The organism is Rhodococcus sp. NCIMB 12038 (assembly GCF_002165735.1).
Lineage (GTDB): Bacteria > Actinomycetota > Actinomycetes > Mycobacteriales > Mycobacteriaceae > Rhodococcus_F.
In genome coordinates this window covers 148,195-166,329 of record NZ_NHML01000017.1, presented here as the reverse complement: position 1 = coordinate 166,329, position 18,135 = coordinate 148,195, and the positions used below count along the sequence as shown (strand labels likewise).

General features: G+C 68.2%; 18 protein-coding genes. 3 read left to right on the top strand and 15 right to left on the bottom strand.

Features of this window, described 5'->3' with window-relative positions:
* Positions 1 to 2: 2 nt before the first annotated feature.
* From CA951_RS25850 to CA951_RS25820, 7 genes are all read right to left on the bottom strand, one after another.
* Positions 3 to 1,382: a sulfatase gene (locus CA951_RS25850; RefSeq protein ID WP_087559542.1), complete on the bottom strand. Its 1,380-nt coding sequence runs from the start codon at positions 1,380 to 1,382 to the stop codon at positions 3 to 5.
* Positions 1,383 to 1,407: 25 nt separating this feature from the next.
* On the bottom strand, positions 1,408 to 2,421 hold the full coding sequence (locus CA951_RS25845; protein WP_087559541.1) for a sulfate/molybdate ABC transporter ATP-binding protein: 1,014 nt from the start codon (positions 2,419 to 2,421) through the stop codon (positions 1,408 to 1,410).
* The gene (gene cysW, locus CA951_RS25840; RefSeq protein WP_087559540.1) at positions 2,418 to 3,224 is read right to left on the bottom strand and encodes a sulfate ABC transporter permease subunit CysW; all 807 of its coding nucleotides are present in this window, start codon (positions 3,222 to 3,224) and stop codon (positions 2,418 to 2,420) included. Before cysW ends, CA951_RS25845 begins: the two co-directional genes overlap by 4 nt.
* On the bottom strand, positions 3,221 to 4,102 hold the full coding sequence (gene cysT / locus CA951_RS25835) for a sulfate ABC transporter permease subunit CysT (protein WP_087559539.1): 882 nt from the start codon (positions 4,100 to 4,102) through the stop codon (positions 3,221 to 3,223). Before cysT ends, cysW begins: the two co-directional genes overlap by 4 nt.
* A gap of 7 nt (positions 4,103 to 4,109) precedes the next feature.
* Positions 4,110 to 5,141: a sulfate ABC transporter substrate-binding protein gene (locus CA951_RS25830; RefSeq protein WP_087559538.1), complete on the bottom strand. Its 1,032-nt coding sequence runs from the start codon at positions 5,139 to 5,141 to the stop codon at positions 4,110 to 4,112.
* Between the two features lie 183 nt (positions 5,142 to 5,324).
* Positions 5,325 to 5,453, bottom strand: a complete 129-nt coding sequence (locus CA951_RS45180) for an Ms4533A family Cys-rich leader peptide (RefSeq protein ID WP_373414344.1) — start codon at positions 5,451 to 5,453, stop codon at positions 5,325 to 5,327.
* Positions 5,454 to 5,540: 87 nt separating this feature from the next.
* Positions 5,541 to 5,732 (bottom strand): hypothetical protein, encoded by a 192-nt coding sequence (locus CA951_RS25820; protein WP_179220306.1) that lies wholly within the window; start codon positions 5,730 to 5,732, stop codon positions 5,541 to 5,543.
* Between the two features lie 77 nt (positions 5,733 to 5,809).
* Between CA951_RS25820 and CA951_RS25815 the strand changes: the two genes are divergently transcribed.
* The gene (locus CA951_RS25815; protein WP_087559617.1) at positions 5,810 to 7,765 is read left to right on the top strand and encodes a glycoside hydrolase family 15 protein; all 1,956 of its coding nucleotides are present in this window, start codon (positions 5,810 to 5,812) and stop codon (positions 7,763 to 7,765) included.
* A gap of 25 nt (positions 7,766 to 7,790) precedes the next feature.
* Here CA951_RS25815 and CA951_RS25810 read toward each other — a convergent pair whose 3' ends face one another.
* Both CA951_RS25810 and lepA read right to left on the bottom strand, forming a co-directional pair.
* A complete protein-coding gene (locus CA951_RS25810) occupies positions 7,791 to 8,729 on the bottom strand; it encodes a nitronate monooxygenase family protein (RefSeq protein WP_087559616.1) in 939 nt (312 codons plus the stop codon).
* Between the two features lie 58 nt (positions 8,730 to 8,787).
* Positions 8,788 to 10,680 carry a translation elongation factor 4 gene (gene lepA / locus CA951_RS25805; protein WP_087559537.1) on the bottom strand — a complete coding sequence of 631 codons (1,893 nt, stop codon included), beginning with the start codon at positions 10,678 to 10,680 and terminating at the stop codon, positions 8,788 to 8,790.
* A 65-nt stretch (positions 10,681 to 10,745) separates the two neighbouring features.
* Here lepA and CA951_RS25800 point away from each other — a divergent pair, with 65 nt between their 5' ends.
* Entirely contained in the window at positions 10,746 to 11,309 is a 564-nt protein-coding gene (locus CA951_RS25800; RefSeq protein ID WP_087559536.1) for a type II toxin-antitoxin system PemK/MazF family toxin, read from the top strand.
* Positions 11,310 to 11,314: 5 nt separating this feature from the next.
* On the opposite strand, the gene CA951_RS25795 is transcribed toward CA951_RS25800, so the two are convergent.
* The 5 genes from CA951_RS25795 to CA951_RS25775 form a co-directional block, all read right to left on the bottom strand.
* Positions 11,315 to 12,301 carry an SGNH/GDSL hydrolase family protein gene (locus CA951_RS25795; protein WP_256974070.1) on the bottom strand — a complete coding sequence of 329 codons (987 nt, stop codon included), beginning with the start codon at positions 12,299 to 12,301 and terminating at the stop codon, positions 11,315 to 11,317.
* Positions 12,208 to 12,981 carry an aquaporin gene (locus tag CA951_RS25790; RefSeq protein ID WP_087559535.1) on the bottom strand — a complete coding sequence of 258 codons (774 nt, stop codon included), beginning with the start codon at positions 12,979 to 12,981 and terminating at the stop codon, positions 12,208 to 12,210. Before CA951_RS25790 ends, CA951_RS25795 begins: the two co-directional genes overlap by 94 nt.
* Before the next feature lie 64 nt (positions 12,982 to 13,045).
* Entirely contained in the window at positions 13,046 to 13,876 is an 831-nt protein-coding gene (locus CA951_RS25785; RefSeq protein ID WP_087559534.1) for a transglutaminase family protein, read from the bottom strand.
* 8 nt (positions 13,877 to 13,884) lie between these two features.
* Positions 13,885 to 14,856, bottom strand: coding sequence for an alpha-E domain-containing protein (locus CA951_RS25780; protein ID WP_087559533.1), 972 nt, complete (start codon positions 14,854 to 14,856; stop codon positions 13,885 to 13,887).
* Positions 14,856 to 16,391, bottom strand: a complete 1,536-nt coding sequence (locus CA951_RS25775; protein ID WP_256974076.1) for a circularly permuted type 2 ATP-grasp protein — start codon at positions 16,389 to 16,391, stop codon at positions 14,856 to 14,858. Before CA951_RS25775 ends, CA951_RS25780 begins: the two co-directional genes overlap by 1 nt.
* Positions 16,392 to 16,786: 395 nt before the next feature.
* On the opposite strand from CA951_RS25775, the gene rpsT reads away from it, so the two are divergent.
* Positions 16,787 to 17,047: a 30S ribosomal protein S20 gene (gene rpsT, locus CA951_RS25765; protein ID WP_012688238.1), complete on the top strand. Its 261-nt coding sequence runs from the start codon at positions 16,787 to 16,789 to the stop codon at positions 17,045 to 17,047.
* 87 nt (positions 17,048 to 17,134) lie between these two features.
* Here the strand turns inward: rpsT and holA are convergent, their stop codons facing one another.
* Positions 17,135 to 18,112 carry a DNA polymerase III subunit delta gene (gene holA, locus CA951_RS25760; RefSeq protein WP_087559613.1) on the bottom strand — a complete coding sequence of 326 codons (978 nt, stop codon included), beginning with the start codon at positions 18,110 to 18,112 and terminating at the stop codon, positions 17,135 to 17,137.
* Positions 18,113 to 18,135 lie beyond the last annotated feature (23 nt).

Below are 18,135 nucleotides of genomic sequence, written 5' to 3'. Positions count from 1 at the left end.
TGCTACGCCTCCACACCGCTCCGGGGTTCGTCCAGGATTCCGCGTTCCTCGCTGTAGGCCGAACGCACGTCCGGCACCCGGCCGAGGGTGGCGAGGTACTCCTGCATCGCCTTCCGGGCGTACGCCGTTCCCTCCTCCTCGCTCGGGATCGAGTCGCCCGTCGCCCGACGCCACGTCGCGAGTTCGAGCGCCAACTCGGCCTGCGTCCCGGCGAAGTCCTCGGTGTCGGCGAGATTGTCGCGTTCACCGGGATCGGCGAGCAGGTCGTAGAGTTCCCGGCTCGGGCGCGGCAGGAGATGCTCGGTGCCCAGCGCCGCACCGGACAGGCTGTTCTCGATGTCCAGGGGCAGGTCGAGCCTGGGCCGCGGCGCGTAGTTCTCGATGTAGCTGAACCGCTTGCTGCGTACCGCGCGGATGGGGTCGAAGCTGTCGTGGAACGTCTTCTCCGTGAACAGGACGTCGCGCGCGGTCGCCTCCGACCGGCCCAGCAACTGCGCGGCGTGGGAGACGCCCTCCACGGCCGCAGGGACCGGGACACCCAGCAGTTCGAGGAGGGTGGGAACCAGATCCACCCCGCTGAACAGGTCGTCGTAGACGCGGGGCGCCGCCCGCAGCCGTCGCGGTGGGCGGATGATCGTCGCGATTCCGGTGCCCCGCGCATACAGCGTCGACTTCGCGCCGGGGAACGCCTCGCCGTGGTCGGTGAGGAACACGACCCACGTGCTGTCGTCCAACCCCTCGTCCTCCAGGGTCTGCAGCAGCCTGCCGACAGCGGCGTCGGCCACCTCGATCGACCCGTGGAACCCGGCCAGGTCCTCACGGACCTCCGGACGGTCGGGCAGGTACGGCGGCACGTCGAAACCCTCGGGGTCGGCGGGCGCATACCTGTCGACCGGATATGGGCGGTGCGTCTCGAAGAAACCTGCGGTCAGCAGGAACGGGTGCGGAGGGAACCGCGCCAGCCACCGAGACGCCCGATCGGTGACGTACTCGCAGTACGAGTTCGACACGTCGTACTCGTGGAAGCCGAGCCGCTTGGGATACGCGGTCTCGTGCTGCATCCCGAACAGGGCCGTGTACCACCCCGCCTCCGCCAGCAGGGACGGCAGCGTGCGGACGTCGTCGTGGTACTGCCAGCCGTGATGCGCAAGTCCGATCAGTCCGTTGCTGTGCGGGTACCGGCCCGAGAACAGGGCACCGCGCGAGGGTGAGCACAGCGGCGCCGCCGCATGTGCGTCGGTCAGCAGCACACCCTCCGCGGCGAGCCGGTCGAGGTTCGGACTGCGAACCCCGGACGCGCCGTAACACCCGAGGTGACGGCCCAGATCGTGCCAGTGCACGATCAGAACGTTGTCACGGACGGGATTCACCGGGGTCGCCACAGTCGCCTCCTACATCGGCGGGGAGTTACAGGGAGACCGGAACTTCGGCCTCCGGGAGTTCGGGTACCCGCGTCGCCCGCGCGTAGACGGTCTCGCCCTCCCGCAGGCCGAGCGCCGCACTGTCGCCGCGGGTCACCTCGGCGGAGAACGGTTCGCCGGTGGCCTCGTTGCGCAGATCCACCCGCACCTCGAATCCGAGGTGCACCACGCGCTCCACCGTGGCCCGCGTGACACCGAGCGATTCGGCCGTCCCCGCCTGCTGTGCGAGGGCCAGGTCGGGGTCGCGGCCGAGGCGGATGTCGTGCGGCCGGACCAACTGCCCGTTGAGCTTGGCCACGGACCCGAGGAACGACATCACGAAGTCGTTGTGGGGACGGTCGTAGAGGTCCTCCGGTTCCCCGATCTGCTCGATCCGGCCCTTGTTGAGGACCGCGATCCGGTCGGCGACGTCGAGCGCCTCCTCCTGGTCGTGGGTGACCAGCACCGTCGTCACGTGCACCTCGTCGTGCAACCGGCGCAGCCAGGTGCGCAGGTCGGTGCGGACCTTCGCGTCGAGGGCGCCGAACGGCTCGTCGAGGAGCAGCACCTTCGGGTCCACCGCCAGTGCTCGCGCGAGCGCCATCCGCTGACGCTGACCGCCGGACAACTGCGCCGGGTAGCGGTGCTGGAAGCCGTCGAGGCCGACGATCTCGAGAAGCTCGTTGACCTTCTTGTCGATCTCCGGTTTCGGCCGCTTGCGGATCTTCAGACCGAACGCGACGTTGTCGCGCACCGTCATGTGCTTGAACGCCGCGTAGTGCTGGAACACGAAGCCGATGTCCCGCTTCTGCGGGGAGATGTCGGTGACGTCCTTGCCGCCGATCACCACGGTGCCGGAGTCGAGGGCCTCGAGGCCGGCGATGGAGCGGAGCAGCGTCGACTTGCCCGACCCGCTGGGCCCGAGGAGCGCGGTCAGCGAACCCGAGGGGATGTCGATGGAGACGTCGTCGAGAGCAGCAAAGGACCCGTAGTTCTTCCGGGCGCCGGTCACGGTAATCATGTGGTGCTCCTCTTGCGGTCGAGCAGAGTCATCAGAAGCAGGGTGATCAGCGCGATGCCCATCAGCAGGGTGGCTGCGGAGTACGCACCGAACGTGTTGTGGTCGTCGATGTAGCGCGAATGCACGAGCAGGGTCAGGGTCTGGGACACCCCGGGGAAGCCCGAGGACACCATGATCACGGCACCGAATTCGCCCAGCGAACGGGCGACGGTCAGGACCACGCCGTAAGTGAGGCCCCAGCGGATAGCGGGCAGGGTGATCAGCCAGAACGTCTGCCAGCGGCTCGCGCCGAGTGTCGCGGCGGCCTGTTCCTGTTCCTCGCCGATCTCGTGCAGGACGGGCTCCACCTCCCGCACGACGAACGGCAACGTCACGAACAGGGTGGCGATGACCATGCCGGGGAGCCCGAAGATCACCTTGAACCCGAGCGATTCGAGCCCGCCGAACCAGCCGTTGGCGCCCCACAGCAGGATCAGTGACACACCGACCACGATGGGTGAGACGGCGAACGGGAGGTCGACCACCGCCTGCACCAGACCGCGGCCCGGGAACCGGCCCCGCACCAGCGCGAGGGCCGTGACGATCCCGAACACCACGTTCACCGGGACGACGATGGCCACGATCAGCAGGGACAGATTGAGCGCGGAGATCGCAGCCGGTGTGCTGATCGAATCGACGAAGGCGCCGATCCCGTTCTCGAACGTGCGGAACAGGATGATGACGATGGGCACGACCAGCAGGCCGAACAGGTAGAGCAGCGCGACCGCGCGCAGGGTGATCCGGGTGGACCCAGAGAGCTTCATTCCGCCTGCTCCTCACGACGCTGCCCCCGGCTGGCGAAGACCCGGAGGGCGAACAACGTCACGAACGCGATGGCCAGGAGGGCCACCGACACGGCCGCCGCGGCGGCCGGCCTGTCGATTTCGATCTGCTGTTGAATGTACTGGGAAGCGACCTGAGTCTCCCGGGGAATGTTTCCGCCGATCAGGACGACGGAACCGTACTCGCCGATCGCGCGGGCGAACGCGAGCCCCGCGCCGCTGATGATCGCCGGAGTCAGGGTCGGCAGCACCACCCTGCGGAAGATCGTCACGTTGTCGGCGCCGAGGGAGGCCGCGGCCTCCTCGACTTCCTTGTCCACCTCGATCAGCACCGGTTGCACCGAGCGGACGACGAACGGCAGTGTCACGAACGCCAGCGCCACGATCAGGCCGGGCTGCGTGGCGTTGAGGTGGACGCCGATCGGGCTCTCCGGGCCGTACAGCGACAACAGCACGATGCTGGCGACGATGGTCGGCAACGCGAACGGCAGGTCGATCAGCGCGTTCACGACCCGCTTGCCGGGGAATTCGTCGCGGACGAGAACCCACGCGATGAGCGTGCCCATGATCACGTTGATCACGGCCACCACCACGGACACCACGACGGTGACCCGCAGGGACGCCACCGCCACCGGGGAGGTGATCGCGTCGACGAAGCCGGCGATCCCGTCGCCGAACGAGGCCACGGTGAGCGCGGCGAGCGGCAGGACCACGATGACACTCAGCCACAGGGTCGCGATGCCGATGCCGAGCGGTCCCACGGCACCGGTGACCCGGGCGACCTTCTTGCGCGCAGGCGGAACGGGCGGAGGCGGCACCGTGATGCCGCGTCCGCCCGTCGTCGTCGATATGTCGCTCACGTCGGTCTTACTTGGTTGCGTTGTCGTAGATCACTGCGATGGACCCGGTGTCCTTGGCGAACACCTCGGAGTCGACCTTGGCCCAGCCGCCGAGATCGGCGATGGTCCACAGCTTTGCGGGCGCCGGGAACTTGTCGGCGAACTCCGTGGCGACCGCGGGATCGACCGGACGGAACCCGGCCTCGGCCCACAGCTTCTGGCCCTCGGTGGTGTACAGGAAGTCCTTGAACGCGTTGGCCTTCTCCAGGCTCTTGCTGTTCGACAGCACCGCGACCGGGTTCTCGATCTTGAACGTCGTCGGCGGGGTCACGTGCTCGACGGGATCACCGTTGCCCTCGATGAACAGCGCCTCGTTCTCGTAGCTGAGCAGCACGTCGCCGGTGCCCTGCAGGAATGCCTCCGACGCCTCGCGGCCCGACTTCGGCTGAATCTTCACGTGGTCGTTCACCAGCGCGGTGATGTAGTCGAGACCGGCGGCCGGGTCCTGGCCGCCGTTGCTCTTCGCGGCGTACGGCGCGAGCAGGTTCCACTTCGCGGATCCGGAGCTGAACGGGTTGGGGGTCACGACCTCGACGTCGGGACGCAGCAGGTCGTCCCAGTCGCGGATGTTCTTCGGGTTGCCCTCGCGCGTGACGATGGTGACGACCGAACCGAACGGAATCCCGTTGTAGGCGTCCTGGTTCCAGCTCTTGTCCACCAGGCCGGCGTCGACGAGGCGGGTGATGTCGGGCTCGACGGAGAAGTTGACGAAGTCGGCCTCGGCGCCGTCCTTGACCTTGCGGGACTGGTCACCGGAGGCGCCATAGGACGGCTGGAAGGCCACGCCCTTGCCCTCGTCGGTGGCGTTGAACGCGGGGATCAGCTTGTCGTAGCCCGGCTTCGGCACGGCGTACGCGTACAGGTTGATGGTGCCCGCGCTGCCGTCGGCACCGGCGGAGTCGCCGCCGGCCGTGTCGCTGGCGCCGCCGCTGCACGCGGTCAGCGCAACAGCTCCGAGCGTCACGAGGGCCGTGAGAAGACTGCGAGAACGGCGTTTCATGGGAGAAACCTTCCTGGGGATCTGACACAGAGTGGTGGTGCGAAACAAGGAGAGAGGTGGTGCAGAGGGGAAGAACGCAGGGATCGCCCGGGCGGAATCGGGAATGCGGACGAAAATCACCACCGCGAGGGGGGTCGAGCGTGCGCGGTGCCACCCGGGCGCATGGCTGTGTGCGAGGAAGAATCAACAACAGTCGATGTCGGCGACTGCAAGCATGCCGACAGCGATCAACGCCAATTCATGGCGGACCTGGTGTACAGCGGCTTCAGACACGCCGTGAAATGTAGCAGAGGCTGAACCAACCTCCCACATCGAACAGGATTTACCGGGTGAGCAGCCAGGCGACGACGACGAGGACGATCAGCGCGAGCAGCGCGAGTGTGACGCGTGAGCGCGGCATCAGTGTTCCTCCACCTTCGAGACGTCCCGCCTGAGCAGAACGAAGACTGCGGCCAGCCCACGATCGAGCAGCCACGCCAGTCCCCCGCACACCGGCACCATGACCAGCAGCACGAGAGCGACCTGCGGAACGAACGGGAGTCCGGCGATCCACAGCTCGAAGCCGTCCCACCAACTCGCCATCCGGTCCACGGTGCCACCCTATCGTTCGCCGGCACCGAGTCGGCGCACAGGTGGACGCCGCGACGACGACAGCCGATGATAAGCAGATGGTGTCTCTCGATGCGCACTCGGACGACCAGCCCCGCTCCGCCGCGCATCGTCACCGTCGCGCGTTTCCGCCGATCGACGATTACGCATTCCTGTCGGACTGCGAGAACACGTGCCTGATCGCACGGAACGGCGCGGTCGAGTGGATGTGTATCCCCCGGCCCGACTCCCCCAGCGTCTTCGGCGCCGTCCTCGACCGCAGCGCCGGCCACTTCCGGATCGCACCGTACGGGCAGAACGTGCCCGCCGCCCGCCGCTACCTGCCCGGGGGACTGATCGTCGAGACGACGTGGCAGACCCCGACAGGGTGGCTCATCGTCCGCGACGCACTCGTGCTCGGCCCGTGGCACAACGTGGAGCAGCGGTCCCGCTCCCGCCGCCGCACCCCCACGGACTGGGATGCCGAACACATCCTGCTGCGGACCGTCAAATGCGTGAACGGCACCGTGGACCTCGAGATGAGCTGCGAGCCCGCGTTCGACTACCACCGCGGCGACGCAGTGTGGGAGTACACCGGCAAGGTCTACGAGGAAGCCACCGCCACCTGCACGTCGAGCGGTCCGGGCGACCATCCGACACTCCGGCTGACCAGCAACATGAAGCTCGGGCTGGAAGGGCGCGAGGCCCGCGCCCGGACCCGGATGGTCGAGGACGACAACGTGTTCGTGGCACTGTCCTGGTCGCACCTGCCTGCGCCGCAGACGTACGACGAGGCTGCCGAGAAGATGTGGCAGACGGCGAAGTTCTGGCGGGAATGGATCACGACCGGCCGCTTCCCCGACCACAAGTGGCGTGGCTACCTGCAGCGCAGCGCCCTGGCCCTGAAGGGGTTGACGTACGCCCCCACCGGCGCGCTGCTCGCCGCGTCGACCACGTCGCTTCCGGAAACCCCCGGGGGTGAACGGAACTGGGACTACCGCTACGCGTGGGTCCGCGATTCGACGTTCGCGCTGTGGGGTCTGTACAGCCTCGGACTCGACCGGGAGGCGAACGACTTCTTCGCGTTCCTCTACGACGTGTCCAGTGCCGACGACGGCAAGTACCGTCCGCTGCAGGTGATGTACGCCGTCGGCGGCGAGCGGACCCTCGTCGAGGAGGAGCTGCCGCATCTGTCCGGCTACGACGGCGCGCGTCCGGTCCGGGTCGGAAACGGCGCGTACGACCAGGATCAGCACGACATCTGGGGAACGATTCTCGATTCCGTGTACCTGCACGTGCGATCGCGCGAGCGGGTGCCGGAAACGCTGTGGCCGATGCTCAAACGTCAGGTCGAGGAGGCGATCGAGCACTGGCAGCTCCCCGACCGCGGCATCTGGGAGGTGCGCGGCGAACCACAGCACTTCACGTCGTCGAAGATCATGTGCTGGGTGGCGCTCGACCGGGGCGCGAAACTCGCCGAGCAGCAGGGCGAGACGAGTTACGCGGACCAGTGGGCCGAACTCGCCGACGAGATCAAGGCCGACATTCTCGAGCACGGCGTCGACGCACGCGGAGTCCTCACCCAGCGGTACGGCAGCGACGAACTCGACGCCTCACTCCTCCTCGCTCCGCTCCTGCGGTTCCTGCCCGCCGACGACCCGCGTATCCGCGCGACCGTGCTCGCCATCGCGGACGAGCTGACCGAGGGCGGGCTGGTGCTGCGCTACCGGGTGGAGACCACGGACGACGGGCTGACGGGCAAGGAGGGCACGTTCACGATCTGTTCGTTCTGGCTCGTGTCGGCGCTCGTGGAGATCGGTGAGCTCGACCGCGCGAAGCGCCTGTGCGAGCGGCTCCTCGGGTTCGCCAGCCCCCTCGAGTTGTACGCGGAGGAGATCGATCCCGGGTCGGGACGGCACCTGGGCAATTTCCCGCAGGCGTTCACCCATCTGGCGTTGATCAACGCGGTCGTTCACGTCATCCGCGCCGAGGAGGCCGCGGCGAGCGGCTTCCACCCTGCCCACTACGCGGTGTGATCAGGCCGAGGACCTGCGACTGCGGTTACTCCGCGAAACGGTGTAGCAACCGCTCCGCGTCGGCCGCGATCTGCCGCACCACGACACCGGCCGGCCGCTCCGACGTGACGAGACCAGCCGCCTCCCCGGCGTACACGACACCGAGGTCGGGATTCGCGGGGTCGTAGGCGGCGGCGAGTTCGGTGTCGGGGGCGTGTGCGCCGTGCCAGCGGGACGTGAAATCGTTGCTCAGGGCCCGCCCACCCCACCGGGCCGGCCACGGCTGGCTGCGCGCCTGGTCGAACACCGACGTGTACACGGTGTCGGCGCTGCCCGCCGCGATCAGCCTGCCGCGGGCGTACTCCGGTCCGATGGTTTCGGGGCTGGCCAGCAACGCGGTCCCGATCATCGCGCCTTCCGCGCCTGCAGCGAGAACGGCGGCGAGACCGCGGCCGGTCGCGATGCCGCCGGCCGCGAGCACGGGCAGCGCGGTGGCGTCCAGGATCTCCTGCAGCAGCGGCAACGTCCCGATCCGGCCGGTGTGGCCGCCCGCCTCGGCGCCCTGCGCGATGACGAAGTCGACGCCCGCATCCTCCACGACCCGCAGGTCGTCGATCGTATTCACCTGCGACACCACCAGCGCCCTCGCCGCGTGGATCCGCTCCACGTACGGGGCGGGGTCGCCGAACGACAGCGACACGACCCGCGGGTTCTCCGCCAGCGCGGCGCCGAGGAGAGCGTCGTCATCATCGAGCGCCCAGGTCATCAACCCGATCCCGAACGCGTCGCCGCCGATGCCCCGCGCGACCGCCGTCTCCTTCGCCACCCACTCCGGGGTGGCGTAGCGGGCCGCGCCGAGCAGGCCGAGCCCGCCCGCCTTCGACACCTCGCCGACGAGAGTCCCGCCGGCCCGTCCGCCCATCGGGGCGCCGAAGATCGGCACCTCGATTCCCAGTGTCCGGGTCAACCAGGTTTCGAGGGCCACGTGCCGCACCTACTTTCGATCAGACTCGACGGAGGAGAAACAACGGAGGTCGCGGTGCCTACTTCTTCGGCTTGTCCCCGACCGACTCGGACGACAACGCCGCCACGAAGGCCTCCTGCGGAACCTCGACCCGGCCGATGGTCTTCATCCGCTTCTTGCCTTCCTTCTGCTTCTCGAGCAGCTTGCGCTTACGACTGATGTCGCCGCCGTAGCACTTGGCCAGCACGTCCTTGCGGATGGCGCGGATGTTCTCACGCGAGATGATCTTCGAGCCGATCGCCGCCTGGATCGGCACCTCGAACTGCTGGCGGGGAATCAGTTCCCGCAGCTTCGACGTCATCCGCCCGCCGTACGCGCCTGCCGCGGACCGGTGCACGATCGACGAGAACGCGTCGACGGCCTCACCCTGCAGCAGGATGTCGACCTTCACCAGGTCGGCCTGCTGTTCGCCGGCCTCCTCGTAGTCGAGGCTGGCGTACCCCTTGGTGCGCGACTTCAGGGCGTCGAAGAAGTCGAACATGATCTCGCCCATGGGCATCTCGTAGCGCAGTTCGACCCGGGTCTCGGACAGGTAGTCCATGCCGCCGAGTTCCCCGCGCCGGTTCTGGCACAGCTCCATGATCGCGCCGATGAACTCGCTCGGCGCGATCACCGTGCACTTCACCATCGGCTCGTAGACCTCGCGGATCTTGCCCTCCGGCCAGTACGACGGGTTGGTGACGACGTGCTCGGCGCCGTCCTCCATCACCACCCGGTACACCACGTTCGGCGACGTCGAGATCAGTTCGAGCCCGAACTCGCGCTCGAGGCGGTCGCGGGTGATCTCCATGTGCAGCAGTCCGAGGAAGCCGCACCGGAATCCGAACCCGAGCGCCACCGACGTCTCCGGCTCGTAGGCGAGGGCGGCGTCGTTGAGACGCAACTTGTCGAGGGCGTCGCGCAGCACCGGGTAGTCCGAGCCGTCGAGCGGGTAGAGGCCGGAGTAGACCATCGGCTTGGGGTCGCGGTAACCGACGAGGGGTTCCGTCGCACCGCCGCGGGCGGCGGTGACCGTGTCGCCGACACGCGACTGCCGGACGTCCTTCACGCCGGTGATGAGGTAACCCACCTCGCCGACGCCGAGACCGATGCTGGCCTTCGGTTCGGGCGAGATGATGCCGACCTCGATCAGATCGTGGGTGGTGCCCGTCGACATCATGGTGATCTTCTCGCGCGGCGAGATCCGGCCGTCGACGACGCGGACGTACGTGACGACGCCGCGGTACGCGTCGTACACGGAGTCGAAGATCATGGCGCGCGCCGGACCGTCGGGGTCGCCGACGGGGGCGGGGATCTGCCGCACCACCTCGTCGAGCAGTTCCTTCACGCCCATGCCGGTCTTGCCGGACACGCGCAGCACGTCACCCGGTTCACACCCGGTGATGTGCGCGATCTCCTCGGCGTACCGGTCGGGATCGGCGGCGGGCAGGTCGATCTTGTTGAGCACCGGGATGATGGTGAGGTCCTTCTCCATCGCCAGGTACAGGTTGGCGAGGGTCTGCGCCTCGATGCCCTGCGCGGCATCCACCAGCAGGATCGCGCCCTCGCAGGCCTCGAGTGCGCGGGAGACCTCGTACGTGAAGTCGACGTGCCCGGGGGTGTCGATGAGGTGGATGACGAACTCGTCGTCGCCCACCTTCCACGGGAGCCGGACGTTCTGCGCCTTGATCGTGATGCCGCGCTCGCGTTCGATGTCCATGCGGTCGAGGTACTGGGCACGCATCTGCCGCTCCTCGACCACACCGGTGAGCTGGAGCATGCGGTCGGCCAGCGTCGACTTGCCGTGATCGATGTGCGCGATGATGCAGAAATTCCGGATCCGGGCAGGATCCGTGAACGTCTTGTCGGCGAAGCTGCTGATGGGGGACCCCTTACCTGGACCGGCACCGGCCCGGTTCCGGGCCACTGTCACCTGTCAGGATATCCAAGCCACCGCGTTGCGGCTGCTGCGGCATACACGCACTAAGCTCGGCGGCCATGGCGAGCACGTGGAGCAGCATCGGGAAGACGTTGGGCCGACTTGCGCGGGACAAGGGGCCGCAGCTTCTGGCGCAGCTGCAGAAGTCCGGCGCGCTGGACCGCGCGGCCGGTGTCCTGACCGGGTCGACGGCCGCCGCGCCGAAGCCGGCGCCGGGCCGTCCGGTCACCGCCGACTCCGCCCCGACCGCCCATCGGGCACGGAAGGTGGAGTACTCCCCCGACCTGGACGGTCGCGCGGATCCGGGCGAGATCGTCTGGACGTGGGTGACGTACGAGGAGGACGCGAGCCAGGGCAAGGACCGGCCCGTGCTCGTCGTCGGGCGCGACGGCGACACCCTGCTGGGGTTGATGCTGTCCTCGCAGAGCAAGCACGACGGGGACCGGGACTGGATCGCGGTCGGCTCGGGGTCGTGGGACGCGGAGGGCCGTGCGAGCTGGATCCGGCTGGACCGGGTGCTGGACGTGCCGGAGGCGGGGATCCGCCGCGAGGGCGCCGTCATGGACCGGGACAAGTTCGAGATCGTCGCGCAGCGTCTGCGCACGGACTTCAGCTGGCAGTGACGCGGTCACCGGCCCAGATCTTCGGCGACCATCTCCGCGATCGCGGTCATCGCGAGAGCGTTGGGATGTGCCGGTTCGGCGGGTGATTGCGGCAGCATCCCCTCGAACCACCGCTGCCCCGTCGGCGCGCACGCGTCGTGCCCGCCGTCCACGGCGGCCTTCGCGATATCGATGTAGTGCACTCCGTACCTGGCGGCGGCGTCGACGTAGATCTGGTTGAACCGTTCGAAGTACCGGTTGAGCCAGACCGCGTCCGCGTCGGACACGGGCAGATTCGGCCAGCAGCCGCGTCGGCCGACGGAACCGCCGTGCCCGATCAGGTAGACCTCGGCGTGCGGGGCCTTCGCCACGATCGCGGCCACCACCGCGTCGACCTGCGGCGCCATCTTCGCGATCCCCTCGACCGTGAGCTGTTCCGCCCGCGGGTTGTCGCGGCACCCGGCGTCCGCGCCGGGGACGAGGGCGCCGCAGCGTATCGACACGGGCAGGTGGTTGGAACCGCCGCCGCCGATGCTGAGCGTCACGACGTCGGTGTCCGCGCGCAGGACATCGATCTGCGGTGGGGCGAAGTGCGTCCCCACGAACTGCGCGGTGCTGATCACGTGGGCGGGTGTGGCGGCGGAGCACGTGACGTCGGTGAACGTGGCGGCGCCGATCAGGCGCGCCAGCTTCGCCGGGTAGTTCAGGTCCGGCGACCGCAGGCACAGGTCGCGGTGCTCCGAGAATTCGATGAGCGGCCCGGACGCGCGGGAGTCGCCGAGGGCGACATACGTCGGTCCCGGCCGCGGTGCGTCCTCGGCGGTCGCGGTCGCGGGGACCGTTCCGGTGAGCGCGAGGACCGCGCACGTGAGAATTGCGGCCCGCAGGCCCCGGGCACCCGGCCCGGGTCGGTCGGTGCTCAGCTCTGCAGTCGGTCGTATCGACCGAACAGCGACCGGTAGACCAGCGCGCCCACCGCGCCGCCGATCAGCGGGAACACGATGAACAACCACACCTGCGCGAGTGCGCCGTTCTGGTAGGGCGCGACGGCCAGGCTGCGGGCCGGATTGACGGACGTGTTGTCGATCGGGATCGATACGAGGTGGATCACGGCGAGCGTGAATCCGATCGACACCCCGGCGAGGGGGACGTCGGAGATCTGGTCCGTGGACGCGAGGACCACGAACACGAGCAGCGCGGTGAGGAGGATCTCGACGATCATCGCGGCGCCGATGCCGTAACCGTTCTCGATGACCCCGCCGAGCGGGCCCTTGATGGCGGACGGGCTGTGTGCGCCCCAGCCGTTGGCGCCGAGACCGTCGTCCGCCCGGTTGTACGACGGCAGGCTCTGCGCGATCGTGTAGACCACCACACCGGCGACGAGACCACCGATGACCTGGGCAACGATGTACAAGCCCGCCTTCGCGACGGACAACCGGCCGAGCGCGAGGTGCCCCACCGTGACGGCAGGGTTGACGTGACAGCCCGAGATGGGACCGATGGCGTAGACGAGGAAGAGCAGGGTCAGTCCGAATGCCAGTGCCACACCGAGGTTCCCGACCTTTGCCCCGGCGAAGACCGCCGTGCCCACCGCCGCGAAGACCAGTAGGAACGTACCGACCGCCTCTGCTGCGTATTTCTTGAGATCCGAGATCGGTTCGACTTCTACGTATTCCTGTGCGGTTGGAGACATTGAACCCACCTTCGTCGAAATGGATCGTTAGTCCTGCTTTCCACGGATAGATCTGGGTGGCACTTTACGCCAGGCGTGTGATCTCCACGACGACTTCGAGATCTGTTGCCCGGCCACCGGAGAAGATGCCCTTGAGCGGCGGGACGTCCGCATAGTCCCGTCCGATGCCCACCGACACGTGCTGTTCGTTCACGGCCACGGCGTTGGTCGGGTCGTATCCCCACCACGCCCCGGTCCACGCCTCGACCCATGCGTGACTCTCCCCCGCCACCGTCTCGTCCACCGCCGCATCGGGTTTCGGGTGCAGATAGCCGGACACGTAGCGACTCGGAATTCCCATGCTGCGCAACAGAACCAGCGTGAGGTGCGCGTAGTCCTGGCACACGCCCTGCCGTTCGGCCCAGGCGTCGACCGCGGACGTGTGGACGCCGGTCGTCCCCGGGACGTAGTCCATCTCCCGGTGCACCCAGTCCGCCGCCGCGACAACGGCTTCGTGGGGGGTACGTCCCTTGCGCAGGTCCCGCGCGATGGTGTCGAGCTTGCGGCTGCGCGGCACGAACGTGGTGTTGCTCAGCTGTTCGTTGAACCGGTCGGTGAGCGGCGGGCTCGCCAGTTCGTCCCAGTCCGCCTTCTCCTCCGGCTCCCAGAACGGTTCGGTCTCGACGACGGACAGTCCGGTGACCTCGAGTTCCTTGTGCGGCGCATGGAGATCGAACGCGGTGACTGCGGTGCCCCAGTAGTCGGTGTAGCGGTACGACCGCGTCGCCGGCGTCGTCTCCACCCGGTTCAGGATCACCGTCTGCCTGCTGTCACCGCGGGGGGTGAGTCGCGCCTCGTTGTACGAGGACGTGACCGGTGCATCGTAGGCATACCCGGTGGTGTGCACGACTCTCATTCGCCAGCTCACAGCTCTCCCTCCACGACGGATTCGCCGCCGACGGCCCGTGCATCGGTCCACGCCACCCACGGCGCGGCGTGAAAATACTGCAGCGCGATGGCTTCTCCGAGTTCACGGCAGGTTTCCTGCAGTCCCGCGAGCCGATCCTGGAGGTCCTCGAGGAGCACGCCGGGTGGCAGGAACTCGAGTTCGCTCCGCGCCCTGCCGAGGAGGCGCTGCGCCTCGGCCCGGTGTCCGACGCGGCTGTCCGGCTGGTGGTCGAGTTCGGCGAGGCACAGCTCCGCCTGCCGGATGGCGTGGAACACCGATCGCGGGAACAGCCGGTCCAGCAGGATGAACTCGACCACCCGGTTGGCGTCCAGAGCGCCGCGGTACGTACGCAGGTACGTGTCGTGGGCTCCCGCGGAGCGCAGCACCGTCACCCACGCGGGCGAGGACGGGCGGTCGCCGGCACGGGACAGCAGCATCCGCGCGAGCATGTCGACGCGTTCGATCGAGCGGCCGAGCAGCAGGAAGCGGTACCCGTCGTCGCGGCTCATGGTCGAGTCGGCCAGTCCCGCGAACATCGCCGCGCGTTCCTCCACGTAGCGGAAGAACTCGTGCGGGCCGAGACGCTTGGACGCCCGCTCCCGTTCGGCGAGGCCGTTGTACGTGGTGTTGAGGCACTCCCACATCTCGCTGGACGTGACCTCGCGGGCTCCGCGCGCGTTCTCGCGGGCGCTGGCGAGGGAGTCGATGATCGAGCCCACCTGGTTGCGGCTGAACGCCACCAGTTCGGTCACCGACCGGACGTCGAGTTCGGTGTCGGGTGCTTCGATGCCGAGCACCCGCAGCAGCAACCGGGACGTGCGGTCCGGGTCCACCGACGCGTCGTCGAGGAGCTGGTGGACGGCGACGTCGAGAATGCGGGCCATGTCGTCGGCCCGCTCGACGTACCTGCCGATCCAGTACAGCGATTCGGCGTTCCTGGCCAGCATCAGCGATCACCTCCCCGGCCCCGTTGCTGCTGTTGCTGTTGTTGTTGCTGCAGTTGGGTCGTGCTGAGTTCGGGCCCCTGCTCGGCCTCGGCGGACTGCGCCGGTTCGGCCACCAGCTCCTCACCCGCGAGTTCCCGCTCCTCGTCGGAGCTCCTGCTCGCGAGCACCCACGTGTCCTTGCTGCCGCCACCCTGGCTGGAATTCACGACGAGAGATCCCTCGGGCAGAGCCACGCGGGTCAGGCCGCCCGGCAGCACCCAGACGTCGTCGCCGTCGTTCACGGCGAAGGGACGCAGGTCGACGTGCCGGGGAACCAGTTCGTCCCCGACCTTGGTCGGTACCGTGGACAACTGGACGACGGGCTGCGCGATCCAGCCGCGGGGGTCCGCCTTGATCTTCCTGGTGATCGTGTTCAGCTCCTTCGGTGACGCGTCGGGGCCGAAGACGATGCCGTAGCCACCGGACCCCTCCACCGGTTTGATCACCAGTTCGTCGACCCGGTCCAGCACCTCCTCGCATTCCTCGTCGAGCCAGCAGCGGAACGTGTCGACGTTCGCGAGCAGCGGTTTCTCCCCGAGGTAGTAGTCGATGATCTGCGGGACGTAGGTGTAGACGAGTTTGTCGTCGCCCACTCCGTTCCCGACGGCACTCGAGATGACGACGTTGCCCGCCCGGGCCGCGTTCAGCACGCCCGCCACCCCGAGCACCGAGTCCGGCCGGAAGTGCATGGGGTCGAGGTAGTCGTCGTCGATGCGCCGGTAGATGACGTCGACCTGGCGCTCACCCTCGGTCGTGCGCATGTAGACCATGTTGTCGCGGCAGAACAGGTCGCGGCCCTCGACGAGTTCGACACCCATCTGGCGGGCGAGCAGCGAATGCTCGAAGTACGCGGAGTTCGCGACACCCGGGGTCAGGACGACGACGGTCGGGTCGGCCTCGTTGAGAGCGGCGGACGCGCGCAGCGCCCGCAGCAGGTGCGAGGCGTAGTCCCCGACGGACCGCACGCGATGCGACATGAACAGGTCGGGGAACACCCGCGCCATCGTGCGGCGGTTCTCCATGACGTAGGACACTCCCGACGGCGAACGCAGGTTGTCCTCGAGCACGCGGAAGACCCCGTTCTCGTCGCGGACGAGGTCGATTCCGGCGACGTGGATCCGCACCCCATTCGGCGGGACGATCCCGGAAGCCTCCCGGTGGAAGTGCTCGCACGAGGTGACCAGCCGCTTCGGCAGCACGTGGTCGCGCAGGATGCGCTGTTCCCCGTACACGTCGTCGAGGAACATCTCGAGCGCCTGCACCCGCTGCTTGATGCCCTTCTCGAGACGCGTCCACTCCGCCGCCGCGATGACGCGGGGCACCAGGTCGAGGGGGAAGGGCCGTTCCTGACCGGACAGCGAGAACGTCACGCCCTGGTCGATGAACGCCCTCCCCAGTGCGTCGGATCGGGCGGCGAGGTCGGCCCGGTCCGCGGGCTCGAGCGCCTTGAAGACCCCTTTGTAGGGCGGGCGGACGGTGCCGTCACGGTCGAACATCTCGTCGAACGCCAGCCCGTAGCGCCCGATGTCGGTGTACCCGTCGAACACGTGGGCGGGTTCCGCGGGCTTGCGTGGCCGGGTGGTCACCCGGGTCCGCGGCGGGGTTCCCGCAGCCTTCGCACCCGGCTGTGTGCTGCCCCCCGATTTTCGGCCGGGGGCTTTCGAGGTTGCCGACGTCTTCACTATTGTTGACGACTTCGATGCTGGGGGCGTCATCCCAGACATGCTGCTACATGTACCCCCGTTCAGCAGCACAGCCGCAGGATTTGTCGGCGCGTCCGGCGCCGGTTTGAGATCGGACCACGATCACTGGTAATCTCGCCTGTCGGTGCATATGTGTGCGCCCAGAGCTTTCTCGACCGTAACCAGCTTAAGACGACAGGATTTTACGCGTGGCCAACATCAAGTCCCAGGTGAAGCGGATCCGTACCAACGAGGCGGCCCGACTCCGTAACCAGTCGGTGAAGTCCTCGCTGCGCACGGCGATCCGCTCGTTCCGCGAGGCTGCGGCGGCCGGTGACAAGGACAAGGCCAACGAGCTCCTCGTCGCCACCAGCCGCAAGCTCGACAAGGCAGCCAGCAAGGGCGTCATTCACGCCAACCAGGCTGCCAACAAGAAGTCTGCTCTCGCGCAGGCTGTCAACAAGATCTGACGGTTCTTCCGTCGTAGGCTCTCCAACAGCCGCTCGGTTCTCGGACCGAGCGGCTGTTGTCGTGTCTCCGTAGTTCTTGTGGCGACGTCAGATCTGGCGTAGCCGGGAGACGCGTCCCACAGCACTCTCGACGGCGTAGTCCGCGTCGGCGGCCGCGCCCTTGACATCGGCGTTCAGCGCGGCGACGATGCGCAGCGCCTCCCCCACCGACGTGGGTGTCCACCCCTTTGCGAGGGCCTGCGCCTTCTTGATCTTCCAGGGCGGCATGCCCAGTTCCGACGCCATCCGGAACGGGTCGCCCCGTCCGGCCGGGGCGACCCGGGCGATCGAGTGCACCGCATCGGCCAGTGCGTCCGCGAGCAGCACATGGGGCACGCCCCGCAGCATCGCCCAGCGTAGCGCCTCGATCGCGCCCGCGGTGTCGCCGGCGACGGCCTTGTCGGCGACGTCGAATCCGCTCACCTCGGCCTTGCCCGAGTAGTACCGCTGCACGGCGGCGACGTCGATCTTCCCGCCGGTGTCGGCCGTGAGCTGCGAGCACGCGGCGGCCAGTTCGCGCAGATTCGAGCCGACTCCCTCGAACACGCTCTGCACCACGTCCGGCGACACCCGGACCCCGAGGGTGCGGAACTCGCCGCGGATGAATCCGATGAGCTCGCCGGACTTCAGTTTGGCGCACGGGTGCACCACGGCACCGAGCTTCTCCAGCGCCCCGGTCATCGCTTTCGCACGTCCACCGCCCGAGTGCAGGACGACCAGGACGACGCCCGGAGGGGGATCGCCCGCTGCGTCGAGGACCAGTGCCACCGCATCCTTGCCTGCCTCGGCGGCGGCCTCGAGCACCACCACGCGGTCTTCGGCGAACAGGGAGGGGCTGAGCAGTTCGGCGAGTTCGGCCGCCCCGGCGTCGCCCGCCCGCAATCGGTTGACGGGAAGGTCCGCGCCTGCGGCCACGTTCGCGCTCGCGCGGACCTGGCCGACGACGTGTGCGACCGCGCGTTCGACGAGGAATTCCTCGTCACCGAGGACCAGATGGAGCTGTTCGAGCTGAGTTGGAGTGCTCACGCGAAGATCGTGCCACGTGGGGC